Source organism: Oerskovia sp. 140933, assembly GCF_059651515.1.
In genome coordinates this window covers 38,653-62,181 of sequence record NZ_JAMXIO010000029.1, presented here as the reverse complement: position 1 = coordinate 62,181, position 23,529 = coordinate 38,653, and the positions used below count along the sequence as shown (strand labels likewise).

Here is a 23,529-nt window from a genome sequence, read left to right as displayed (position 1 = left end):
ATCGAGCACTACAACACCCACCGTCGCCACCAAGCCCTCGACGGCCAACCCCCGATCAGCAGGCTGTAACCAACCTCCTGGCCGGGTACACCTAGGCGCTACGGCTCCTCGACGATGTGGACCGCGGCCTCCTCGGCGCTCGCCGCTGCCCCGTCGATCCCCGCGTCGTCGGCGTACGTGTCGTTGACGCGCCCGTCGAGCGCGTCGGAGTCGGCCACGAGCCGGCCCGAGCGCGTGGTGTCGGGGCGGTCGAGCGGGTCGCCCTCCCAGGTCTCGGGCTCCTCGTCGGCGAGGCGCTGGTCGAGCGACTCGCCGTCCTCCTCGAGCCGTTCGGGGTGGGCGTAGGTCAGCGGCGCGCGCTCGGGCGGGGCGTACCCCTCGTCGAGGACGTCGTCGACCCCGCGGTCTACCAGCGTGTCGTCCTGCTGGAGCTGGTCGGAGTCGCCCTCGGTGCCGAGGGCGGGGTCTGTCCGGGTTGCCGGTGTGTCGTCGCTCATGTCTCCACACTGGCACCGGCGCGCGGATCTCGCAGCCCACCGGGCACACCTCACACCCCGGGGCGCTGCGCCCGGGTAGACCGCCCGTGCCCGACGACGGAGCGCACCCGGGCGCACCGTCGCACCCGGCTGCGTGGCGCCGTCGGGCAGGTCGCCCTCCCCGGCGCCGGACGGGTCCGCGGCGAAATGGAATCGTCATCCACGGCCCCGGGCAGGGAGGATGGACCCGTGGGTCACATCGACATCAGCGACATCAGCTACTTCCTGCCCGACGGGCGCCCCCTCCTGGCCGGGGCGACCCTGCGCGTCGCGGACGGGGCCAAGGTCGCGCTCGTCGGACCCAACGGCGCCGGCAAGACGACGCTCCTGCGCATCGTCGCGGGCGACCTCGCCCCGCACGGCGGCACCGTGGGCCGGTCCGGCGGGCTCGGCGTCATGCGCCAGTTCGTCGGCCGCATCGACGACGACCGGTCGGTCCGGGACCTGCTCGTCGACCTCGCCCAGCCCTCCGTCCGGGACGCCGCGCGCGAGCTCGCAGCGGCCGAGCTCGACATCATGACGGTCGACGACACCCCGTCGCAGATGCGCTACGCCCAGGCGCTCGCCGACTGGGCCGACGCACGCGGCTACGAGGCCGAGGCCGAGTGGGACAAGGTCACCGACGAGGTCCTGTCGATCCCGTTCGAGCAGGCGCAGTTCCGGGAGGTCCGCACGCTGTCGGGCGGCGAGCAGAAGCGCCTGGTCCTCACGGCCCTGTTCCGCGGCCCCGAGGAGGTCCTGCTCCTCGACGAGCCCGACAACTACCTCGACGTGCCGACCAAGCGCTGGCTCGAGGAGAAGCTCGCGGCCTCGCCCAAGACCGTGCTGTTCATCAGCCACGACCGCGAGCTCCTGGCCCGCACCGCGACCCAGGTCGCGACGGTCGAGCCCACGGCCGCGGGCGGCACGATCTGGGTCCACGGCGGCGGGTTCGGCACCTACGGCGACGCGCGGGCCGACCGGCGCAGCCGCCTCGAGGAGCTGCTGCGCCGCTGGGAGGAGGAGCACGCCAAGCTCAAGGACCTCGTGAACACGCTCAAGAACAAGGCCGCTTTCAACGACGGGCTCGCGAGCCGCTACCAGGCCGCCCAGACGCGCCTGCGCAAGTTCGAGGAGGCCGGCCCGCCGCAGGTCCTCGCGCACGAGCAGAACGTCAAGGTCCGCCTCACGGGCGGGCGCACCGCCAAGCGGGCCGTGACGTGCGAGCAGCTCGAGCTCACGGGGCTCATGGCGCCCTTCGACCTCGAGGTCTTCTTCGGCGAGCGCGTCGCGATCCTGGGCTCCAACGGCTCGGGCAAGTCGCACTTCATGCGGCTCCTCGCGCGGGGCGGGTCGGACCCGGACGTCGAGCACCGGCCCGTCCACGAGAACGCAGCAGGCGGTGCAGGCACGGCAGGAGACGCCGCCGTCGTCCCGCCCGTGGCCCACACGGGCCGGGCCGCGCTCGGCTCGCGCGTGCGACCCGGCTGGTTCGCGCAGAACCACGCCCACCCCGAGTTCGAGGGGCGCACGCTCCTCGAGATCCTGCACCGCGGCGACGGGGCGCGCGACGGCATGGGGCGCGAGCCCGCGAGCAAGGCCCTCGACCGCTACGAGCTCGTGGGGCAGGCCGAGCAACGGTTCGAGACGCTGTCCGGCGGGCAGCAGGCGCGCTTCCAGATCCTCCTGCTCGAGCTCGGGGGAGCGACGCTGCTGCTGCTCGACGAGCCCACCGACAACCTCGACCTGCACTCCGCCGAGGCTCTCGAGGCGGGCCTCGCGGCCTTCGAGGGCACGGTGCTCGCGGTCACGCACGACCGCTGGTTCGCCCGCGGTTTCGACCGGTTCGTCGTGTTCGGCTCGGACGGGCGCGTCGTCGAGACGCCCGAGCCCGTGTGGGACGTCGAACGGGTGGTCCGCAAGCGCTGACGTGGCGTCGGGCGGGCTGCGCCGGTCGCCCCTCGGGCTCCCCGGCGCAGCCCTGCGGCTCACGGTGGCGCCGGGACCGCGGTGAGGAAGACCACACGGCCCGCAGGGAGCCGGTAGCACGACCTGCGCGACGCCGTCGGGCTCCTAAAATGGAGCAATGGCCGTCCCCAAGATCGTCCTCTTCTACGCCTTCACACCGCTCGCCGACCCGCGCGCGGTGCAGATGTGGCAACGCTCCCTCGGGGAGCAGTGGGGACTGACGGGCCGCGTCATCGTCTCCGAGCACGGGATCAACGCGACGCTCGGGGGAACGGTCGAGAACCTCAAGCAGTACGTCAAGACCACCCGGCAGTACCCGCCCTTCGCGGGGATCGACGTCAAGTGGTCGGACGGCACGGGGCGCGACTTCCCGCGCCTGTCCGTCAAGGTGCGACCCGAGCTCGTGAGCTTCGGCGCCGTCGACGAGCTCAAGGTCGACGAGGACGGCGTGGTCGACAGCGGCGTGCGGCTCGCCCCCGGGGCGCTGCACGAGCTCGTGGCCGAGCGCGGGGACGACGTGGTGTTCTTCGACGGCCGCAACGCGTTCGAGGCCGCGATCGGGAAGTTCCGCGGCGCCGTCGTGCCCGACGTCACGACGACGCGCGACTTCGTCGCCGAGCTCGACTCGGGCGCGTACGACGACCTCAAGGGCCGGCCGGTCGTGACCTACTGCACGGGAGGCGTGCGCTGCGAGGTCCTGTCCTCGCTCATGCTCGCGCGCGGCTTCGAGGAGGTCTACCAGCTCGACGGCGGGATCGTGCGCTACGGCGAGACGTTCGGCGACGAGGGCCTGTGGGAGGGGGCGCTCTACGTGTTCGACGAGCGCATGCACGTCGAGTTCGGGAGCGAGACCGTCCCGCTCGGCGAGTGCTGCGAGTGCGGCGCCGCGACCGCGAAGTACGAGAACTGCGTCGACCCGGGCTGCCAGACGCTCCGCCTGTTCTGCGCCGACTGCGCGGGCGTGGCCCGCACGCTCCAGTGCGACGCATGTGCCGACCTGCGCCCCGGCACGTATCCTCGTCCTCGGGAAGGCGCGTCGACCGGCCTCTCCCACGACAACCACCGGGCAACCGCCTGAATCGGCGCTCTGGCGCCCGTGCGTGCGCCGTCCTGCACGCTGCTCCCACCCGGGGAGATCTCACCCTGGGTGTGACGCAGCATGTTTTGACCCTGCACGGACCGTCCAGGTAGTCTGTTGAGTCGTTGTGCTTCCCCTTCGGTATCTCGTCACCTGTGCGCCCACTCGCTCCGTGACCTGGACACCCGTCAACCGAAGGCCGAACGACTTGTCGGACGCAGGCTCCTGCGCCGAAGACATCGAAGACACGAAACGAAGGCTACGACCGTGCGTACGTACACCCCGAAGCCCGGCGACGTCCAGCGTGACTGGTACGTCATCGACGCGACCGACGTCGTCCTGGGCCGTCTCGCCACCCACGTGGCGACCCTGCTCCGTGGCAAGCACAAGGCCACCTTTGCTCCGCACGTCGACGGCGGTGACTTCGTCATCGTCATCAACGCCGGCAAGGTTGCCCTGACCGGCAACAAGCGCGAGCAGAAGCTGGCATACACCCACTCCGGTTACCCGGGTGGTCTTCGGGCGGTCGCGTACAGCGACCTGCTGGAGAAGCACCCCGAGCGTGCTGTGGAGAAGGCCGTCCGCGGCATGATCCCCAAGACCTCGCTCGGCCGCGCTCAGTTCGGCAAGCTCAAGGTCTACGCAGGCTCTGAGCACCCGCACGCCGCGCAGCAGCCGAAGACTTTCGAGATCACCCAGGTCGCGCAGTAGGCTCCGCCTGCTCGTAGACGAGAACTTAGGACGCGAGGACACACCAGTGGCCGAGACCACCGTCGACATCGACGTGCTGGACGAAGAGACCCCCAGCAACTACACCTCTGAGAGCGCGGCCCCCACGGGCCGTGGCCAGAGCATCACCGCCCCCGCGCAGGCCCTGGGCCGTCGCAAGGAGGCCATCGCCCGCGTGCGCCTGGTGCCCGGCACCGGCCAGTGGAAGATCAACGGCCGCACCCTCGAGGGGTACTTCCCCAACAAGGTGCACCAGCAACTCGTCAACTCCCCGCTGAAGCTGGTCGACGTCGAGGGTCGCTTCGACGTCATCGCCCGCATCAACGGTGGTGGCACCTCCGGCCAGGCCGGCGCCCTGCGCCTCGGCATCGCCCGTGCGCTGAACGAGATCGACGCCGAGCACAACCGCCCGGCGCTCAAGAAGGCCGGCTTCCTGACCCGCGACGCTCGCGTCGTCGAGCGCAAGAAGGCCGGGCTCAAGAAGGCCCGCAAGGCTCCGCAGTACTCCAAGCGCTGATCCAGCGCTTGCGAACGACGGCCCCGGTGGACACAGTCCACCGGGGCCGTCGTCTTTTGTCAGGGATGCTGACGAGCGACCGGACCGGTCTGCTCGCAGCGGGGGCGGGACAGGCCCTGGTGCCTGTACCGTCCCGTTGAGGGAGGAAACTCATGGGACGACTGTTCGGCACCGACGGGGTGCGGGGGCTGGCGAACAGAGACGTCACGGCCGAGCTCGCGCTCGGCCTGGGCGTGGCTGCTGCGAACGTGCTGGGACGCACGGGACAACCTGACGGGCACCGGCCGCGCGCCGTGATCGGCCGCGACCCCCGGGCCTCGGGCGAGTTCCTGGGGGCCGCCGTGACGGCAGGTCTCGCGAGCGCGGGCGTGAACGTGCTCGACGTCGGTGTCCTGCCCACCCCCGCGGTCGCGTTCCTCACGAGCACGCTCGACGTGGACTTCGGGGTCATGATCTCCGCGTCGCACAACCCGATGGCGGACAACGGCATCAAGTTCCTCGCGCGCGGAGGCATCAAGCTCGAGGACTCGCTCGAGGACGAGATGGAGCGCCAGCTCCACGCCGAGTGGGACCGGCCGCTCGGGGCCGAGGTCGGCCGCGTGCGCCGCGACACCGGGAGCGCGGGGGCCGACTACGTCGAGCACCTCATCGCGAGCATCGGCGCCACGGGGGACGCCCTGCCGCTCTCCGGGCTGCGGATCGCCGTCGACTGTGCGAACGGGGCCGCGAGCGACGTGGGACCGGCCGCGCTGCGCGCAGCGGGAGCAGACGTCGTCGTCATGAACGCGAGCCCCGACGGGCGCAACATCAACGAGAAGTGCGGGTCCAACCACCCCGAGCAGCTCCAGGCCGTCGTGGTCGCCTCCGAGGCGGACTTCGGCGTCGCGTTCGACGGTGACGCGGACCGCTGCATCGCGGTCGACCACCGCGGCGTGCTCGTCGACGGCGACCAGATCATGGGCGTCCTGGCCCTCGCCGAGAAGGACAAGGGCCGCCTCGCCGACGACACGCTCGTCGTGACCGTGATGAGCAACCTGGGGCTCATCCTCGCGATGCGCGAGGCCGGTATCCGCACGGTCCAGACGGCCGTGGGGGACCGCTACGTGCTCGAGGAGATGCGCGCCAAGGGGTACACGCTCGGTGGCGAGCAGTCCGGCCACATCATCCTGTCCCAGTTCGCGACGACGGGCGACGGGGTGCTGACCGCGCTCCAGCTCGCCTCGCGCATCCAGGAGTCCGGCGCCAAGCTGTCCGACCTCGCCGGTGCCGTGCCCAAGCTGCCGCAGACGCTCCTCAACGTGCGCGGCGTCGACAAGGCTCGGACCGCGACCGACGAGGCCCTCCAGGCCGCCGTCGCAGCGGCCGAGGAGCAGCTCGGGGAGACGGGGCGGGTCGTCCTGCGCTCGTCGGGCACCGAGCCCCTCGTCCGGGTCATGGTCGAGGCCGCGACGCAGACCACGGCCGACGCCGTCGCAGAGTCGCTCGCGCAGGTCGTGCGCGCCAGGCTCGCCCTGTGACGACCGGCCCCGTCGACCTGGGGACGGGGGCCGGTCACGCCGGACCCGTCGACCAGGGCCTGAAGGACCAGGTCGCGGCCCACCTCGCCCGGTACGAGGACGGCGTGCTCCCGATCGTCCAGGCAGGCCACCCCGTCCTGCGGGCTGTCGCGGCGCCCTACACGGGCCAGCTCGGAGACCTGTTCCCCGCGCTCGTCGAGGCGATGCGCCGCACCATGCACGCCGCGCCCGGCGTCGGGCTCGCGGCCCCGCAGATCGGCCTCGGTCTGGCGGTCGCCGTGGTCCAGGACCCCGGGGTCGCGGACCCCGAGGACGCAGACCTGCGGGAGCGGCACCCCGTGCCGTTCCGGGTCCTGGTCAACCCGACCTACGAGCCCGTGGGCGACGAGCGGCGCGCGTTCTTCGAGGGCTGCCTGAGCGTGAGCGGCTGGCAGGCCGTCGTCGCCCGGCCACGGACCGTGCGCCTCACGGCGCAGGACGAGCACGGCGCACCCGTCGACGAGGTCCTCACGGGATGGCCCGCGCGCATCGTCCAGCACGAGACGGACCACCTGCGCGGCGAGCTGTACCTCGACCACGCCGAGGTCCGCTCGCTTGCGTCGAACGACAACATGATGCGGTACTGGGGCAGCACGCCGGACCCCTCGGGGGCCGCGGAAGCGCTGGGGTTCCGGCTGCCCTGACCGCCCCGCACGACCGGCGGGTGCGCGGGCACGCGACCGCCCGTCGCGCGCAGGACGTCACAGCATCCCTGCGGGGGACCTCTCTCCAGGTGGATCTCCCTCCGGAGGATGACGTGCCGGGCCGCTGCGTCCGGCAGAATCGTCCTCGGAAGGTGGGGGTCGACATCAGGGCAGACTGGGGGGTTTCCCCGATGGTGTCGGGCCTCCGTATCCGTAGGCTGGTCACAGGCGTCCACCGACGTCTGTGACCAGCCTGGCTCGCCCCACCAGCCGACGAACAGAGGACCCGTGATCGAGGCCGTTTCGACCTTCCTGGAGAACCTGGAGACCTGGGTCCTCGCTCTCGCGGCGTCCGCCTGGATCTACCCCGCCCTGTACGCCTTCGCGACGATCGACGGGTTCTTCCCGCCGATCCCCAGCGAGTCCGTGGTCATCACGCTCGCCGTCGCCGCCAGCGCGTCGGGCAACCCGAACCTCGTGCTCGTCCTGGTGATCGCCGCGCTCGGAGCCTGGACGGGGGACCAGATCGCCTACGCGCTGGGTCGCACGGTCGGGACCGAACGCTTCCGCTTCCTGCGGACCGTGCGGGGGCGCAAGGCCGTCGCCTGGGCAGACCAGGCGCTCAAGGCGCGCGGTGCCGCGTTCATCCTCGCGGCCCGCTACGTCCCGATCGGCCGCGTCGCGGTCAACATGACCGCGGGCGCCGTCGGGTACCCCCGTCGCCGCTTCATGGCCTACTCCGGGATCGCCGCCGCCACCTGGGCGGTCTACTCGGTGATCATCGGCCTCGTCGCCGCGCAGTGGCTGGGGCACCAGCCGCTCCTCGCCATGGTGATCGGCGTGTTCATGGGCGTTCTGTCCGGCGTGGTCGTCGACCGCGTGATGAACAGCATGGCGCGCCGCCGCCGCGCACGGGAGGCAGCCCGCGACGCCGCCGTGGCGACCCCCCTCCACGGCGGGTCGGCCGACCGGTCGGTCGCGACGTCGTCGGGCCTCGACGACGACGAGGACGCGGTCCGCCGCGCCTGCTGACCCCCCGCAGCGCCGCCCGCGGCAAGGGTCAGACCTTGCGCAGGCGCGCGCGCTGGACCGAGTGGTCCGACCCCTTCGTGAGCACCAGCGTCGCGCGCCCGCGGGTCGGCAGGATGTTCTGCTCGAGGTTCGGCGCGTTGATCGAGTCCCAGATCGACTTCGCCTTCTCGACGGCCTCCTCGTCGGTCAGCGTCGCGTAGCGCTTGAAGTACGACTCGGGGCGCGCGAACGCCGTCCGCCGCAGCGACAGGAAGCGGTCCACGTACCACTGGCGGATGTTGCGCGTGCGCGCGTCGACGTAGATCGAGAAGTCGAAGAAGTCGCTCACCGCGACCGTGGACTCGTCCGACGGGCCGGGCCGCGCCGGCTGGAGGACGTTGAGCCCCTCGACGATCAGGACGTCCGGCTTGCGGACGACCGTCTCGGCACCCGGGACGATGTCATAGGTCAGGTGGTCGTAGACCGGGCTGCGGACCTCGGGCGCGCCGGCCTTGACCCGCGACAGGAAGCGGATGAGCGCACGCCGGTCGTACGACTCGGGGAAGCCCTTGCGCTCCATGAGCCCGCGGCGCGCGAGCTCGGCGTTCGGGTAGAGGAAACCGTCGGTCGTGATGAGCTCGACGCGCGGTGTCTCCGGCCAGCGGGCGAGCATCTCGCGCAGGACCCGGGACGTCGTCGACTTGCCCACGGCGACCGACCCCGCGACCCCGATCACGTACGGCGTGCGCGTCGAGTTCTCCCGCAGGAACGTCGACGTGGCCTCGTGCAGGCCGCTCGTCGCGGTGACGTACAGGTTCAGCAGCCGCGAGATCGGCCGGTAGATCGCGTCCACCTCCGCCAGGTCGATCGGGTCGCCCAACCCGCGCAGCTTGACGACGTCGGCGTCCGTCAGCGGCAGAGGCGTCGACTCGGAGAGCTTGCTCCACGCCGCACGGTCCAGGTCGACGTAGGGCGACGTCGGCGCGAGATCGGGCAGGCGTCCGGAGCCGGGCGCGGCGTCCTGGCCGCTCGCAGGGGAACCCTCGAGCGGAGGGACGGGCAGGTCGGAGGAAGGAACCACTCGGACGATTCTGCCGGACTCCGGGGCGCACCGTGAACACGAAGACGCTGGACCGCTAACAAAGAACCGCGAGATGTCGCGGCTGCGAAGGCCCCAGGACGTCCGGCTAGACTCCGAGACCATGTGTGGAATCGTGGGTTACGCAGGCCCCTCAGAAGCGTCGGGGCGACCCCTCGACGTCGTCCTCGAAGGACTCGGAAGGCTCGAGTACCGCGGCTACGACTCGGCCGGGGTCGCGCTCGTCGCGCCCGACCAGAGCACCGTCGCGACGGCCAAGAAGTCCGGCAAGCTCGTCAAGCTCGTCGACGAGCTCCAGGCCCGGCCGCTGCCCGCGGCCACCGCGGCGATCGGGCACACCCGTTGGGCGACCCACGGCGCGCCGAACGACACCAACGCCCACCCGCACCTCGCGGACGACGGCCGGCTCGCCGTGATCCACAACGGGATCGTCGAGAACTTCGCCGTCCTCAAGGAGGAGCTGCTCGCCGACGGCGCCACGTTCCTCTCCGAGACCGACACCGAGGTCGCCGCGCAGCTCCTCGCCCGCGCCTACCGGCGCACCGGGAACCTCACCGAGGCCATGGCCTACGTCGCCCGCCAGCTCGAGGGGACGTTCACCCTGCTCGCGGTCCACGCGGACGACCCGACCACCGTGGTCGGCGCACGGCACGACTCGCCGCTCGTCGTCGGGCTCGGCGAGGGCGAGAACTTCCTCGGCTCGGACGTCGCCGCGTTCATCGCGTCGACCAAGGACGCCCTCGAGCTCGGCCAGGACCAGATCGTCACCATCACCCCGGACACCGTCGAGGTCACCGACTTCCACGGCAACCCCGCCGAGGCCACGCGCTTCACGGTCGACTGGGACGCCGCCGCGGCCGAGAAGGGCGGGTTCTCGTCCTTCATGGACAAGGAGATCCACGACCAGCCGCACGCCGTGGGCGACACCCTGCTCGGGCGCACCGACGCCGACGGCCGCCTGGTCCTCGACGACCTGCGGATCGACGAGGCCGTGCTGCGGACCGTCGACAAGATCATCGTCGTCGCGTGCGGCACGGCCGCCTACTCGGGGCACGTCGCCAAGTACGCGATCGAGCACTGGTGCCGCATCCCCGTCGAGGTCGAGCTCGCGCACGAGTTCCGCTACCGCGACCCGATCGTCGACGAGAAGACCCTCGTCGTGGCCGTCACGCAGTCCGGCGAGACCATGGACACCCTCATGGCCGTGCGGCACGCTCGCGAGCAGGGCGCCAAGGTCATCTCGATCGTCAACACGCACGGGTCCACCATCCCGCGCGAGTCCGACGCCGTCCTGTACACCCACGCCGGCCCCGAGATCGCCGTCGCCTCGACCAAGGCGTTCCTCTCGCAGATCACCGCGGCCTACCTCCTGGGTCTGTACCTCGCCCAGCTGCGCGGGAACAAGTTCCCCGACGAGATCCGCGAGATCCTCGACGACCTGCGCGAGATGCCCCGCAAGATCCAGACCGTGATCGAGCGCGGCGAGTACGTGAGCGCCGTGGCCCGCTCCATGAAGGACGCCACGTCCGTCCTCTTCCTGGGACGCCACGTCGGGTTCCCGGTCGCGCTCGAGGGCGCTCTCAAGCTCAAGGAGCTCGCGTACATCCACGCCGAGGGCTTCGCCGCGGGCGAGCTCAAGCACGGCCCCATCGCGCTCATCGACGAGGGCCAGCCGGTCTTCGTCGTGGTGCCGTCGCCGCGCGGGCGCGACTCGCTGCACTCCAAGGTCGTCTCCAACATCCAGGAGATCCGTGCGCGCGGCGCGCGGACCCTCGTGATCGCCGAGGACGGCGACGACGCGGTGCTGCCCTACGCCGACGAGATCTTCTGGATCCCGCAGTCGCCCACCCTCATGTCGCCGCTGCTCGCGGTCGTCCCGCTGCAGATCTTCGCGATGGCCCTCGCCACGGCCAAGGGGCTCGACGTCGACCAGCCGCGCAACCTCGCGAAGTCGGTCACGGTCGAGTAGTCGCTCGTCCCTGCCTCCCGGAAGCCCACCGCGCCTCGGCGCGGTGGGCTTCCGTCGTCACGGCTGCGGCTGCGGCTGCGGCTCGGGCTCTGCTGCCGCTGCCGCGGCCCGCGTGCGTGGGCGTGGGCGTTGGGCGCGGTCGGGGACCGGACCGTGCGCCGAGGGCAGGGCCGGCGTCGTCGGAGGGGCCCCGAGACATAGGGTGAGCGCATGATCATCGGGGTGGGTATCGACGTGGTGGACGTCGCGCGGTTCATGGACACGCTCGAGCGGACGCCGCGCCTGCGGGAGAAGCTGTTCACTCCGGCCGAGCGGGACCTGCCGGCGTCGTCGCTCGCGGCCCGGTTCGCCGCCAAGGAGGCCATCGCGAAGGCGCTCGGTGCACCCGGCGGCATGCGCTGGCAGGACGCGACGGTCCACCGGGTCGTCGGGGGAGCGCCTCAGGTCGAGATCTCGGGGACGGTCCAGGCGCGCGCGACCGAGCTGGGCATCGCGCGGTTCCACCTGTCGATCTCGCACGACGCGGGGATCGCGTCGGCCATGGTGGTCGCGGAGGGCTGAGGGCTCGTGGCCGTGAGCGGCCGTCGAGCACGAGGTTGCGGTCGTTCTCGACGTCAGGACGACCGCAACCTCGTGCTCGGCACCGGCACGGCCCCGCAGGCACCGAGCCGGCGGAGCGGTCAGCCCTGCAGCGCAGGCACGACCTCGCGCTCGAACAGCTCGATCCCGCTGCGGTCGTACGCGGCCTCGGCGAAGTACGTGATCGCGTAGGTCATGCCCGCGCCCTCGAGCTTCTGGAGGTTCTCGACGATCTGCTCGGGCGTGCCCACGAGCGGGCCCGAGCGGAAGTCGGCGACGGTCTCCTCGGCCTTCGCCGGGACCGTCTTGGCGTAGTGCTCGCCGATCCAGCGCAGGCGGTCCTCGACGTCGGCCTCGGTCGCGCCGATGACGACGTTGTAGTTGGACGAGCGCGTGATGTCCTCGAACGGGCGCCCGACGTCCTCGCAGTGCCCCCGCAGGATCTCCGACTTGCGCGTGAAGCCCTCGAGCCGGCCGTCGAAGTTCGTGTACTGCGCGTGGCGCGCCGCGATGCGCAGGGTCTTCTTCTCGCCGCCGCCCGCGATCCACAGCGGGATGCTGGGGGCGGTGGCGCCGTCGGGGCCCACGCCGTCGAGCACCTGGAGCGGCTGCGGGTGGCACAGCGCGCCGTCGACCTGGAAGTACCGGCCGTCGAGGGTCGCCGAGCCGGTGCGCCACATCTGCTCCATGACCTGCACGCCCTCGTCGAGCGCGCCGAGCCGGTCGCCCGCGCCGGGGAAGCCGTAGCCGTAGGCACGCCACTCGTGCTCGTACCAGCCGGCGCCGATGCCCATCTCTGCGCGGCCGCCGCTGACGATGTCGACGGTCGTCGCGACCTTCGCGAGGTAGGCCGGGTTGCGGTAGGCGATGCACGTGCACATCTGGCCCAGGCGCACGCGCTCGGTCGACGCGGCGAACGCGGCCATGAGGGTCCAGGCCTCGTGCGTGGCCTCGCCCGTGGGTTCCGGGACGGTGTGGAAGTGGTCGTACACCCAGGCCGACTCCCACGCGTGGCGCGAGCCCGGGTGGCGTTCGCCGGCGAGCGCGGTGTCCGCGTGCCGCGCGAGCGAGCGCATGGTCTCCCACTGCTCGGAGGGGTCGATGCCGACGAGGTCCTGACGCCAGCCTTGCGGGATGAAGAGTCCGAATCGCATGGGCGCCAATCTAGCCCGGCGTGCCGGGGGCGCGTCGGAAGGGGCCGCCGCGGTCGGTCCCGACGGGTCGCGGCGGGGCGTGACGCGCCGGGGCGCGGCATCATGGCCCCATGATCGAAGCGTTCACCGCCGCCCAGGTCCGCGCCGCCGAGGAGCCCCTGCTCGCGCAGGGGGTCCCGCTCATGGGCCGTGCGGCGTTCGCGCTCGCGGCGATCACGGCACGGGACCTGCGGGGAGCGGGGCCCGACGGCGCAGCGACGCCCCGGCGCGTGACCGGCAGGCGCGCGGTGCTCCTCGTGGGGTCGGGCAACAACGGGGGTGACACGCTGTTCGCGGGGGCTCACCTGGCCCGGCGCGGGGTCGCGGTGCAGGCCGTGTGCACGACCGGTCGCCCCCATGCCGAGGGGGTGGCCGCGCTGCGTCGCGCGGGCGGGCGGGTCGTGAACGTCGCCGACCTGGGCCTCGCCGACCCGGAGGGGCCCGACGGTTCGGCGCGCTGGTCGCGCGTCGTGCGGGAGGTCCTCGGGGCGGACGTGGTCCTGGACGGTCTGGTCGGGATCGGTGCGGAGGGGGCGCTGCGCGGCGTGGCGGGTGAGCTGGTCGCGGCCCTCGCGGGCGGGTTGGCGGTGCGGTCCCGGGGGGAGCAGGCGGGGGCGGGGCGTCCGTGGGTCGTCGCGGTCGACACCCCGAGCGGCATCGGTGTGGACGACGGCTCGGTGCCCGGACCCGTGCTGCCCGCGGACCGGACGGTCACGTTCGGCGCGGTCAAGCCCGGCCTGCTGCTGCCCCCCGCTGCGCACCTCGCGGGCCGCGTGATGCTCGTCGACGTGGGGCTGGCCGCGCTCGAGGGCCCGGCGGTGCGCCGCCTCGAGCCTGCCGACGTGGCCCGGCGGTGGCCGGTCCCCGGTCCGGCCGACCAGAAGTACACGCGCGGCGTCCTGGGCGTCGTCGCGGGCACGCCCACGTTCCCGGGGGCCGCGGTGCTCGCCGTCACGGCCGCGGTCCGGGCGGGCGCGGGCATGGTCCGCTACGGCGGGCCCGACGACGTCGCGCGCGTCGTCGTCTCGGCGCGCCCCGAGGCCGTGCCCGCCGAGGGCAGGGTGCAGGCCTGGGCGCTCGGCTCCGGTGTCCCGGGCGTGGGGGACGGCGGCGGGCCGGGGGACGCCGGGTCCGCGGACGCCGGGCAGCACGGACGCATCCGGTCCGCGCTCGCGGCGGCGTGCGGCGAGCCGCGGGCGGAGGGCGGCTCGCACGCGGGGCGGGGGGTGCCGGCCGTGGTCGACGCGGGTGCCCTGTCGCTGCTGCCCGACCGTTGCCCGCCCTGGGTGGTCCTGACCCCGCACGCGGGCGAGCTCGCGACCCTCCTGGGGGCGCGCGGGGAGGACGTCGACCGGGCCGCCGTCGAGGCCGAGCCGCTGCGCTGGGCGCGCAGGGCGCACGAGCTCACGGGCGCGACCGTGCTCCTCAAGGGATCCGCGACCGTGATCGTCGGCCCGGACGGGGCGTGGTCGCAGGCCGACGGGCCCGCATGGCTCGCGACGGCCGGCGCGGGGGACGTCCTCACGGGGCTCCTGGGGGCACTGCTGGCGGCGTACGGGGACCGCGTGGTGCAGGAGCCCGGCCTCGCCGCCGAGGTCGCTGCAGCGGCCGCCACGGTCCACGGCCTGGCAGGCGCACGGGCGAACCCCGGCGGGCCCGTCGCGGCGCTGGACGTGGCCGGGGCGCTGCCCGGGGTGGTCGCGGAGCTGCTGCGCGGGCGGGTCGCCCACGGTGACGGACCGGCCCGCCACCCGTGAGCGCGCAGGCCGCCGAGGGGCACGCGAGGTCCGAGAGGCCGAGCACGACGCACGCACGGATCGCGCGGGACCAGGTCGTGGTCGACGGGGACGCCACCGCCGTCCTCGTGGCGCGGTGCCGGGGACTCGTCGACGCGGCCCGGCGGGCCACAGGGCCCCACGGCGCACCCCGGGTGCTCGTCGGGATCGCCGGGGCCCCCGGAGCCGGCAAGTCGACGCTCGCCGCGGCCGTCCTGGCGGCGCTCGCGGAAGACGGCGCACGACCCTCTGCCGACGCGGCCACGGGGCGGCGCCCCGCGCCGCGGCCCGCCGACGCGACGGTCGACGGTGTGCGCGCCGCCGTCGTGCCCATGGACGGGTTCCACCTCGCGGACCCAGAGCTCGGACGACTGGGCCGCCGCGACCGCAAGGGCGCGCCCGACACGTTCGACGCGCACGGCTACGTCGCGCTGCTCGAGCGCCTGCGGCGCCCGCGACCGGGCGTCACGGTCTACGCACCGACGTTCGACCGGGACCTCGAGGAACCCGTCGCGGGGGCGGTCCCCGTCGCCCCCGAGGTCGAGCTCGTGCTGACCGAGGGCAACTACCTCCTGCTCGGTGACGAGCACGACCACGGGCGGTGGAGCCCCGTCCAGGGACTCCTCGACGAGGTCTGGTTCGTCGACCTCCCGGACGAGACCCGCGTCGAGCGCCTGGTCGCCCGGCACGTCCGCCACGGCAGGGCCCCCGCTGCGGCGCGTGCCTGGGTCCTGGGCTCCGACGAGACCAACGCCCGGCTGGTCGCCTCGACGCGGGACCGGGCCGACGTCGTCGTGCGTCCCTGAGCCCCGGGACGCCGCGCCGGCGGCCGCCCGCCCAGGAGCAGCGGCTACCGTGGACGCCGTGCCGACCTCCGCCCCTCACGTCCCGCCGCGCCGTCGGCGCATCCCGTTCCAGCCCCTGCCCGTCCGGGACGGGCTCAACGCGACGCGGGTCGTCCTGCCGGAGAACGGGGACGGCAGCGAGGGGTCGCCGCGCTGGGAGACCGTCCTGGACCACCTGGTCCACCGCTTCCCGGACGACGAGGCACGCCTGCGCGAGAAGGTCGCCGCAGGCGAGGTCGTCGACCACCTGGGACGACCCGTGGACGCGGGCACGCCCTTCGTGCGGCACGCTCGCGTGTTCCTGTACCGGGACCCGCCCGTCGAGACGCGCGTACCTTTCGAGATCGAGATCCTGCACCAGGACGACGACCTGCTCGTGGTCGACAAGCCGCACTTCCTCGCGAGCATCCCGCGCGGTGCGTTCATCGCGGAGTCGGCGCTCGTGCGGCTGCGCCGGGACCTCGACCTGCCCGAGCTCTCGCCCGCCCACCGGCTCGACCGCGTCACGGCCGGGGTGCTCGTGCTGACCGTACGACCAGAGGTCCGCGGTCCGTACCAGACGCTGTTCGCCGAGCGACGCGTGACCAAGGTCTACGAGGCGGTGGCCGGGGTCGACCCCGGGCTCGGGCTGCCGCGCGTGGTGCGCAGCCGCATCCACAAGGAGCGCGGCGTCATGCGTGCCTTCGAGGTACCCGGCGAACCCAACTCCGAGAGCCTCGTCGAGCTCGTGGCCACGCGCGAGGCGGCGCCCGGTGCGCGCGACGGCGCGGGCCCCTCGGGGCAGCTGGGCCTCTACCGCCTGACGCCGCACACGGGCAAGACGCACCAGCTGCGGCTGCACATGAACTCGCTGGGCCTGCCGATCCTGCACGACAACTTCTACCCGACGTTCTACGACGTGCGGCCCGGCGACTTCAGCCGCCCGCTCCAGCTCGTCTCCCGCTCGATCGAGTTCGTCGACCCCCTCAGCGGCAGGCCACGACGCTTCGAGACGACCAGGCCGCTCCAGGAGTGGACCTAGACCCGAGCCCCTCCCCGGGGGCGCGGGTGAGAGAATCGGTGACCGTGAGCCCCTTCAGCGACCCCACGCACGGATACTCAGCCGACGCCGCGCACGGATCCGCGGCAGGTCGGCGCCCCGGCGACTACTACCCGGCCCGCGCGGTGATCGACCTGGGCGCGATCCGCTCCAACGTCGAGTCCCTCGCGGACCACGCCGGCTCGGCCCAGGTCATGGCCGTCGTCAAGGCCGACGCGTACGGCCACGGGCTGCTGCCGAGCGCCCGGGCGGCGCTCGCGGGCGGCGCGACGTGGCTGGGCACGGCCCAGGTCTCCGAGGCCCTCGCGCTGCGCGCGGCCGGCATCGGCCCGGAGCAGGCGCGCATCCTCACGTGGCTCTACGCCCCGGGGGCGCCGCTCCAGGCGCTCGTCGAGGCCGACGTGGACGTCTCGGTGGCCTCTCCGTGGGCGATCGAGGAGGCCGCCGCCGCGGCCCGTGCCGCCGGCCGACCGGCTCGCGTCCACCTCAAGGTCGACACGGGACTGGGGCGCAACGGGATCCTGCCCGACCAGCTTCCCGCCGCGCTCGACGCCGCGCTGCGTGCCGAGGCCGAGGGCGTGCTGCGCGTGGTCGGGGTCTGGTCGCACTTCGCGTTCGCCGACGAGCCGGACCACCCCACGGTCCGTCACCAGGCAGAGGTCTTCGACGAGGCGGTCCGCACGTCGGAGGCCGCCGGCGCCCGGTTCGAGGTGCGGCACCTCGCGAACTCCGCCGCGACGCTCACGAACCCACGCGTGCACTACGACCTGGTGCGTCCCGGCCTCGCGGTCTACGGACTGTCGCCCGTGCCGCAGCTCGGCTCGCCCGACCGCTACGGCCTGACCCCGGCCATGACGCTCGAGGCCGAGCTCGCGACCGTCAAGCACGTCCCGGAGGGGCAGGGCGTGTCGTACGCGCACGCCTACACGACGCCCGGGTCGACGATCCTCGGTGTGGTCCCCCTGGGCTATGCCGACGGCATCCCGCGGCACGCGTCGGGCGCGCTGCCCGAGCGGCCCGGGGGACCGGTGCTGGTCGGCGGCCCGATCGACGAGGCGGGCGGGATCGACGGCACGGGCCGGGTCCTGCACGTCGCGGGCCGCGTCTGCATGGACCAGTTCGTGCTGGACCTGGGCCCGTACGCCGCCGAGCAGGCGGGCGACGTGGTGACGCTGTTCGGCCCGGGAGCGGGGCTCGCGCGCGGCGGGGCACCGACCGCCGAGGACTGGGCGCAGGCCGCCGGGACCATCAGCTACGAGATCACGACGAGGCTGGGGGCACGCGTCCCGCGCGTCTACGTCGGCGGTCCGTCCGACGGCCCGACGGCGGAGCCCGCCCCGGGCGCTCCGGGAACCTCGGGCGGGACGGGCTCCCGCGGGCACGCCGGCCCCGCCGCACCCCACGACCACCGAGACCACGACCAGGAGTGGCTGTCATGACCGACCTGACCTTCGACCTGCCGGACGCGGACGCGACCCGCGCGTTCGGTCTCGCGCTGGCGCGCGAGCTGCGCGCGGGCGACCTCGTGATGCTCACGGGCGACCTGGGCGCGGGCAAGACGACCCTGACGCAGGGGATCGGCGCGGGACTGGGGATCCGTGGTCAGGTGGCGTCGCCGACGTTCATCATCGCCCGCGTCCACCCGCCGCTCGCGGACGGCCCGTACCTGGTCCACGTCGACGCCTACCGGCTCGGGTCGCTCGACGAGGTCGAGGCGCTGGACCTCGACGCGAGCCTCGACGAGTCGGTCACGGTCGTGGAGTGGGGGCAGGACCTCGTCGAGTCGCTCGCGGAGGACCGGCTCGAGATCACGATCGAGCGCCCGCGCGGCAACGCACCCACGGTCGGCGGCGCGGGCGACCGCGACGGCGCGGGCGAGGCCGAGCAGCCTGCCGACGCCTCCGCCCGGGACGACCTCGAGTCACCCGAGGCGGGTGTCCGGCGTGTGACGGTGCGGGCGCTGGGCGACCGGTGGGCCGACTTCGACCGTGCCGCCTCCGCGCTGCGTGCGGCGGTCACGTCGTCCGCGGCGGGCTCCGCAGCCGACCTGGGCGACGGCGGACCGGGCGCGCAGGACCTGGCCGCGAACCCGGCCGCGGAAAAGTAGGCTGGGACCGTGGCAGTTCTCGCGCTCGATACGTCAGCCGCCGTCGCGGTCGCCCTCGTCGGGGACGGCGGTGAACGGCTCGCTGTGCGCACGGCGGACGAGCGCCGTCGGCACGCCGAGACCCTGGCCCCGCTCGTCAGCGAGGTGCTCGCCGAGGCCGGCGTGGACCGTTCCGCGCTGACCGCGGTCGTCGCCGGCACGGGGCCGGCCCCGTTCACGGGGCTGCGCGTCGGGCTCGTGACCGCGCGGACGCTCGCGCTCGCGCTCGGCATCCCCGCGCTCGGCGTCTCGGGGCTCGACGCGATCGCGGCGCAGGCCGTGAGCGACCTGGGCCTCACGCCGGGTGACGAGGTCCTCGCGACGGCTGACGCACGCCGCCGAGAGGTCTACTGGGCGCGCTACCGGGTGGTCGCGCACGAGGGGCCGCACGCGACGCCGGTCGTCGAGCTCCTCGCGGGCCCGGACGTGGGCCCGGCGGCGGGGCTGAGCGACCAGGCGGAGGGGGCCGTGGTCGTGGGGGAGGGCGCGGCGCTGTACCCCGAGCACCTGCCGCTCGCCGAGGACGCGCCCCTCGTGCCGGACGCGACGGTCATGGCTCGGCTCGCGATCGCGCGCCGGGACGCGGGCGTCGAGCAGCCCACCGAGCCGCTGTACCTGCGCCGTCCCGACGTGCAGGAGCCCGCGGCCCGCAAGCGCGCGACCGACGCGCCCCCGGCCCCGAGCCGGAAGGCGGGCGGGGCGTGAGCGCGCACGCGCACTACGAGGTCAAGCTGCGGCCGCTGCGCGCGGCGGACCTGCCGCGCGTCGTGCGCCTCGAGCAGGAGCTGTTCGGCCCGAGCGCCTGGACGTACGGCATGCTCGCCGACGAGCTGGGGGCCCTGGGCCGGTGGTACGTCGCTGCCGAGCCCGTCCGGATCTACGCCGCGGGCCCGCAGGAGCTCGTCGGGTACGCGGGGCTGTGGTTCGACGGCGAGGTCACGCAGATCATGACGATCGGCGTGGACCCGCGGTACCACCACCTGGGGATCGGGTCGGTGCTGCTGACGGCGTTGATCGACCGTTCGCGCCAGGTCGGGGCGAGCGCGGTCCTGCTCGAGGTCGCGGTCGACAACGACGCGGCGCTGGCCATGTACGGCAAGTTCGGGTTCGAGCAGCTCGGCATCCGCAAGCGGTACTACCAGCCCGAGGACGTGGACGCGTACACCATGCGCCTGGAGCTGACGGACGACTCCGCAGCCGAGGACGCCGTGGCCACCGGCCCCGCGGCCGGCACCCTACCCCACGAGCCGGGCGTCGCGTGAGCGCTCGCGACGCGGTGCTCGTCCCGGCGCGCGCGCTGCACGACGAGCTCGCAGCGGGCGGGGACGTGGTCCTGCTCGACGTGCGCTGGGCCCTGGGCGTGAGCGACGGGCACGAGCGGTACCTCGCGGGTCACCTGCCCGGCGCGGTGTTCGTGGACCTCGAGACCGAGCTCGCCGGGCCGCCGTCGCCCGCGCGTGGGCGGCACCCCCTGCCGGACCTCGCCGACCTCCAGGCGGCCGCGCGCCGCTGGGGAGTGCGCTCCGGCTCTCGCGTCGTCGCGTACGACGCGGTCGGGGCCACGTCGGCCGCGCGCGCCTGGTGGCTCCTGCGGTGGGCGGGGCTCACGGACGTCCGGCTGCTCGACGGCGGGATCGACGCCTGGACCGGCGCGGGCTTCCCCCTCGAGGCGGGAGACGTCGTCCCGGTCCCGGGGGACGTCGTGCTGTCGCCGGGCGGGCTCCCCACGCTCACGCCCGACGACGCGGCGCACCTGGCGACGTCGGGCGGCGGGCTGCTGCTGGACGCCCGGGCGGGCGAGCGCTTCCGAGGGGAGGTCGAGCCCGTCGACCCGCGTGCGGGGCACGTGCCCGGCGCGGTGAGCGCGCCCACGACCGGCAACCTGGGGCCCGACGGGCACTTCCTCGACGAGACGGCGCTGCGCGAGCGGTTCGCGGCGCTCGGGGTGCGCTCCGACGGCGCGCAGCAGGTCGGGGTGTACTGCGGCTCGGGGGTCACGGCGGCGCACGAGGTCGCCGCCCTCGCGACGATCGGCGTCGATGCCGCGCTGTACGCGGGATCGTGGTCGCAGTGGTCGAACGACGAGACCCGCCCGGTGGCCACGGGGGCCTGACCGGACGGGTCTCGGGGTCGTGCTCGGCCGCGGGGAGACCGCGGCCGTAGGTGTCAGAGCGTCTGCGACGCCTGGTCGAACGTGAGGCGGGTCTGGCGCGGGTAGGTCGCGCCCTCGCCGGCCGGGGTGCCGACGTTGATGACGACGAGCGACTTCCAGCCGTTCTCGCCGAAGAACTCGGCGTCGATGCCCGCGGCGTCGAACCCGCCCATGGGACCGACGTGCAGACCGGCGGCCCGCAGGCCCACGATGAAGTAGCCGACCTGGATCAGCGCGGACGTGCGGGACATGCCCAGGCGCGTCTCCTCGCCGGCGGCCTCGAAGTTCTCCTTGGCGCCCTCCATGTGCGGGGCGAGGACCGGGAGGAACTCGTGGAAGTTGGGGTCGGCCGCGGCGACGATGGTCAGCGGCGCGGCCAAGGTCTTGGCCTTGTTGCCGTCGGCCATGTGCTCGACGAGGCGCGCACGGGCCTCGGGGTCGCGGACCACGAGGAGGCGCAGCGGCACGGTGTTCATGGCGGTCGGGCCCCAGCGGACCAGGTCGTAGGCGGCCTGGATCTTCTCGTCGGGCACGTCCTCGTCCTCGAACGCGTGCACGGTGCGGGCCTCGCGGAACAGGAGGTCGGCGGTCGAGGCGTCGATCTCGAGCAGGTCGTCGAAGGCGGCGTCGATGGGGGTGAAGGTCTCAGTGCTCATGCGGAGATCAACAGTTGAAAGATCAATCGCTCTTCCCAGCGAGGCCGTGACGTGCGACACATCCTGGTCGGACGCCCCCGTGGGCACCCGGCCGAGGCGGGGCCGGAGCACCAGGACGCGCCCCCGTGCTGCACGACGACCCCCACCGCGCGACTACGCTGGGAACCATGGTTTCTGGCGGTTCCTCTGACACCCTCGGCGCGCCCCTCGTCCTCGGGATCGAGTCGTCCTGCGACGAGACGGGCGTGGCACTCGTGCGCGGTCGCGAGCTCCTGGTCGACGCGGTCGCGAGCTCGATGGACGAGCACGCCCGCTACGGCGGCATCATCCCCGAGGTCGCCTCCCGCGCCCACCTCGAGGCCATGATCCCCACGATCCAGCGCGCGCTGGGCGAGGCCGACGTCGACCTGTCCGAGGTCGACGCGATCGCCGTCACGGCCGGCCCGGGCCTCGTGGGACCGCTCACGATCGGGGCCTCGGCCGCCAAGGCCCTGTCGATCGGTCTGAACAAGCCGCTCTACGGGGTCAACCACGTGATCGGTCACGCCGCGGTCGACGAGCTGGTCCACGGCGAGCTCCCCGAGCGCGTCATGGCTCTCGTGGTCTCGGGAGGGCACTCGTCGCTCCTGCTCGTCGACGACATCGCGACGGACGTGACGGAGCTCGGCTCGACGCTCGACGACGCCGCGGGCGAGGCCTTCGACAAGGTCGGCCGGCTCCTGGGCCTGCCCTACCCGGGCGGCCCGCACATCGACAGGCTCGCGCGCGAGGGCGACCCGACCGCGATCCGCTTCCCCCGCGGGCTCACGGCCCGCAAGGACCAGGACAAGCACGCCTACGACTTCTCGTTCTCGGGACTCAAGACCGCCGTGGCCCGGTGGGTCGAGGCGCGCACCGACAGCGGTCAGGAGATCCCCCTGGCCGACGTCGCCGCGTCCTTCGCGGAGGCCGTCGCCGACGTCCTCACGGCCAAGACCATCGCGGCCTGCCAGCGGCACGGCGTCGAGACCCTCGTGGTCGGCGGAGGGTTCAGCGCCAACTCGCAGCTGCGCGACATGGCTGCCGAGCGCTGCGCCGAGGCCGGGATCGACCTGCGCATCCCACCCATCCGCTACTGCACGGACAACGGCGCGATGATCGCCGCGCTCGGGTCCGCCGTCGTGCGGGCCGGCGTGGCGCCGTCGGGACTGGACATCCCCGTCGACTCCTCGATGCCGCTCACGACCGTCTCGGTCTGAGCCCGCGGACAGCGCCCGCTCAGCGCCCGCTCAGCGCGCCGGGCGCAGCACGAACGTGAACTCGGTCGCGTCGGGCCCGACGTGGTGGCCGTCCTCGTCCTGGACCGCGACCGTCTCGAGGCCGGCCGCCGCGGCCAGCGCCCTGAACCCCTGCTGGGTGTACCAGTGCATCGTCCAGAGGCGCTCCTCGACCGTGCTCGCCCCGTCGACGACCCGCTCGTAGCGCAGCGCGCTGTGCTGGGTCCGCGCGTCCTCGTCGCGCTCCTCGGCCACGACCCCCACCCGCAGGAGGGCGCCGTCCTCGCGCGTCGTCTCGCGGAAGCTGCCGACCGCCTCCGGGGGCGTCGGGGACGGGACGAACAGCGGGACGAGCGCGGTGCCGTCGTCGGTCAGGTGCGACCGGATGCCGCGCAACGCGGCGAGGGCCGTGTCGTCGTCGGCCAGCAGGCAGAACGTCGGCCCCGCGAGGAAGATCGAGCGGTAGGTGTGCGGGAGGTCCAGGGACTCCATGCGCTGGTGGTGGAGCGTCACGTCGAGGCCCTGGACGGCCGCGAGGGTGCGGCACCGCTCGAGCATGTCCGCCGACGAGTCCACACCCTCGACGTCGAGGTCGAGCGCGCGCAGGACCAGCAGGGGGTCCCCGTCGCCGCAGCCCAGCTCGAGCGCGGGCTCGCCCGAGTCGAGCACGAAGCGCGCGTAGCGCTCGGGATCCTCGTAGCCGGACTTCAGGGGAGCGTAGAGCTCGGCGACGATACCCGTGTAGAAGTCCGCAGGATCCATGCGTCCCATGCTCTCAGCGAGGTCGAGACTTTATCGGGAA

At 73.6% G+C, this 23,529-nt stretch carries 23 protein-coding genes; 18 read left to right on the top strand and 5 right to left on the bottom strand.

Annotated elements, in window-relative coordinates; translation table 11 throughout:
* Positions 1 to 98: 98 nt before the first annotated feature.
* A complete protein-coding gene (locus tag NHG27_RS14765; RefSeq protein ID WP_193718689.1) occupies positions 99 to 497 on the bottom strand; it encodes a DUF5709 domain-containing protein in 399 nt (132 codons plus the stop codon).
* Positions 498 to 725: 228 nt separating this feature from the next.
* Between NHG27_RS14765 and NHG27_RS14760 the strand changes: the two genes are divergently transcribed.
* From NHG27_RS14760 to NHG27_RS14730, 7 genes are all read left to right on the top strand, one after another.
* A complete protein-coding gene (locus NHG27_RS14760; protein WP_497016789.1) occupies positions 726 to 2,444 on the top strand; it encodes an ATP-binding cassette domain-containing protein in 1,719 nt (572 codons plus the stop codon).
* A 157-nt stretch (positions 2,445 to 2,601) separates the two neighbouring features.
* Positions 2,602 to 3,561, top strand: coding sequence for an oxygen-dependent tRNA uridine(34) hydroxylase TrhO (gene trhO, locus NHG27_RS14755; protein ID WP_497016788.1), 960 nt, complete (start codon positions 2,602 to 2,604; stop codon positions 3,559 to 3,561).
* Positions 3,562 to 3,828: 267 nt separating this feature from the next.
* Positions 3,829 to 4,272 (top strand): 50S ribosomal protein L13, encoded by a 444-nt coding sequence (gene rplM, locus NHG27_RS14750; RefSeq protein WP_030151909.1) that lies wholly within the window; start codon positions 3,829 to 3,831, stop codon positions 4,270 to 4,272.
* Between the two features lie 46 nt (positions 4,273 to 4,318).
* On the top strand, positions 4,319 to 4,807 hold the full coding sequence (gene rpsI, locus NHG27_RS14745) for a 30S ribosomal protein S9 (protein ID WP_138825522.1): 489 nt from the start codon (positions 4,319 to 4,321) through the stop codon (positions 4,805 to 4,807).
* Positions 4,808 to 4,959: 152 nt separating this feature from the next.
* Positions 4,960 to 6,324: a phosphoglucosamine mutase gene (glmM, locus tag NHG27_RS14740; protein WP_497016787.1), complete on the top strand. Its 1,365-nt coding sequence runs from the start codon at positions 4,960 to 4,962 to the stop codon at positions 6,322 to 6,324.
* Positions 6,321 to 7,007 (top strand): peptide deformylase, encoded by a 687-nt coding sequence (locus tag NHG27_RS14735; RefSeq protein ID WP_407671826.1) that lies wholly within the window; start codon positions 6,321 to 6,323, stop codon positions 7,005 to 7,007. Before glmM ends, NHG27_RS14735 begins: the two co-directional genes overlap by 4 nt.
* 288 nt (positions 7,008 to 7,295) lie before the next feature.
* Positions 7,296 to 8,039 carry a DedA family protein gene (locus NHG27_RS14730; RefSeq protein ID WP_497016786.1) on the top strand — a complete coding sequence of 248 codons (744 nt, stop codon included), beginning with the start codon at positions 7,296 to 7,298 and terminating at the stop codon, positions 8,037 to 8,039.
* A gap of 28 nt (positions 8,040 to 8,067) precedes the next feature.
* Here NHG27_RS14730 and coaA read toward each other — a convergent pair whose 3' ends face one another.
* Positions 8,068 to 9,015 (bottom strand): type I pantothenate kinase, encoded by a 948-nt coding sequence (gene coaA, locus NHG27_RS14725; protein ID WP_193718806.1) that lies wholly within the window; start codon positions 9,013 to 9,015, stop codon positions 8,068 to 8,070.
* A gap of 205 nt (positions 9,016 to 9,220) precedes the next feature.
* Here coaA and glmS point away from each other — a divergent pair, with 205 nt between their 5' ends.
* Together glmS and NHG27_RS14715 are read left to right on the top strand one after the other, a co-directional pair.
* Positions 9,221 to 11,086 (top strand): glutamine--fructose-6-phosphate transaminase (isomerizing), encoded by a 1,866-nt coding sequence (glmS, locus tag NHG27_RS14720; protein WP_193718694.1) that lies wholly within the window; start codon positions 9,221 to 9,223, stop codon positions 11,084 to 11,086.
* Between the two features lie 210 nt (positions 11,087 to 11,296).
* Positions 11,297 to 11,647 (top strand): holo-ACP synthase, encoded by a 351-nt coding sequence (locus NHG27_RS14715; RefSeq protein WP_193718695.1) that lies wholly within the window; start codon positions 11,297 to 11,299, stop codon positions 11,645 to 11,647.
* 119 nt (positions 11,648 to 11,766) lie between these two features.
* Here the strand turns inward: NHG27_RS14715 and NHG27_RS14710 are convergent, their stop codons facing one another.
* Positions 11,767 to 12,819, bottom strand: coding sequence for an LLM class F420-dependent oxidoreductase (locus tag NHG27_RS14710; protein WP_497016785.1), 1,053 nt, complete (start codon positions 12,817 to 12,819; stop codon positions 11,767 to 11,769).
* A 110-nt stretch (positions 12,820 to 12,929) separates the two neighbouring features.
* On the opposite strand from NHG27_RS14710, the gene NHG27_RS14705 reads away from it, so the two are divergent.
* The 8 genes from NHG27_RS14705 (at position 12,930) to NHG27_RS14670 (ending at position 20,776) form a co-directional block, all read left to right on the top strand.
* Positions 12,930 to 14,615, top strand: coding sequence for an NAD(P)H-hydrate dehydratase (locus tag NHG27_RS14705; RefSeq protein ID WP_497016784.1), 1,686 nt, complete (start codon positions 12,930 to 12,932; stop codon positions 14,613 to 14,615).
* Positions 14,612 to 15,439 (top strand): nucleoside/nucleotide kinase family protein, encoded by an 828-nt coding sequence (locus NHG27_RS14700; protein ID WP_497016783.1) that lies wholly within the window; start codon positions 14,612 to 14,614, stop codon positions 15,437 to 15,439. The genes NHG27_RS14705 and NHG27_RS14700 overlap by 4 nt, the downstream gene beginning before the upstream one ends.
* A 58-nt stretch (positions 15,440 to 15,497) precedes the next feature.
* Positions 15,498 to 16,499 carry a pseudouridine synthase gene (locus tag NHG27_RS14695; protein WP_497016782.1) on the top strand — a complete coding sequence of 334 codons (1,002 nt, stop codon included), beginning with the start codon at positions 15,498 to 15,500 and terminating at the stop codon, positions 16,497 to 16,499.
* Between the two features lie 143 nt (positions 16,500 to 16,642).
* Complete coding sequence (gene alr, locus NHG27_RS14690; RefSeq protein WP_497016791.1) at positions 16,643 to 17,956, top strand: alanine racemase; 1,314 nt, start codon at positions 16,643 to 16,645, stop codon at positions 17,954 to 17,956.
* Complete coding sequence (gene tsaE / locus NHG27_RS14685) at positions 17,953 to 18,624, top strand: tRNA (adenosine(37)-N6)-threonylcarbamoyltransferase complex ATPase subunit type 1 TsaE (RefSeq protein ID WP_497016781.1); 672 nt, start codon at positions 17,953 to 17,955, stop codon at positions 18,622 to 18,624. The genes alr and tsaE overlap by 4 nt, the downstream gene beginning before the upstream one ends.
* 9 nt (positions 18,625 to 18,633) lie before the next feature.
* Positions 18,634 to 19,368 (top strand): tRNA (adenosine(37)-N6)-threonylcarbamoyltransferase complex dimerization subunit type 1 TsaB, encoded by a 735-nt coding sequence (tsaB, locus tag NHG27_RS14680; RefSeq protein WP_497016780.1) that lies wholly within the window; start codon positions 18,634 to 18,636, stop codon positions 19,366 to 19,368.
* Entirely contained in the window at positions 19,365 to 19,925 is a 561-nt protein-coding gene (gene rimI, locus NHG27_RS14675) for a ribosomal protein S18-alanine N-acetyltransferase (RefSeq protein ID WP_497016779.1), read from the top strand. Before tsaB ends, rimI begins: the two co-directional genes overlap by 4 nt.
* The gene (locus NHG27_RS14670; RefSeq protein WP_497016778.1) at positions 19,922 to 20,776 is read left to right on the top strand and encodes a sulfurtransferase; all 855 of its coding nucleotides are present in this window, start codon (positions 19,922 to 19,924) and stop codon (positions 20,774 to 20,776) included. Before rimI ends, NHG27_RS14670 begins: the two co-directional genes overlap by 4 nt.
* Before the next feature lie 53 nt (positions 20,777 to 20,829).
* On the opposite strand, the gene NHG27_RS14665 is transcribed toward NHG27_RS14670, so the two are convergent.
* A complete protein-coding gene (locus tag NHG27_RS14665; RefSeq protein WP_497016777.1) occupies positions 20,830 to 21,471 on the bottom strand; it encodes a malonic semialdehyde reductase in 642 nt (213 codons plus the stop codon).
* A gap of 167 nt (positions 21,472 to 21,638) precedes the next feature.
* Between NHG27_RS14665 and tsaD the strand changes: the two genes are divergently transcribed.
* Positions 21,639 to 22,709 (top strand): tRNA (adenosine(37)-N6)-threonylcarbamoyltransferase complex transferase subunit TsaD, encoded by a 1,071-nt coding sequence (gene tsaD / locus NHG27_RS14660; RefSeq protein ID WP_193718704.1) that lies wholly within the window; start codon positions 21,639 to 21,641, stop codon positions 22,707 to 22,709.
* Positions 22,710 to 22,739: 30 nt separating this feature from the next.
* On the opposite strand, the gene NHG27_RS14655 is transcribed toward tsaD, so the two are convergent.
* Positions 22,740 to 23,489, bottom strand: a complete 750-nt coding sequence (locus tag NHG27_RS14655; protein WP_497016776.1) for a class I SAM-dependent methyltransferase — start codon at positions 23,487 to 23,489, stop codon at positions 22,740 to 22,742.
* Positions 23,490 to 23,529: the final 40 nt, after the last annotated feature.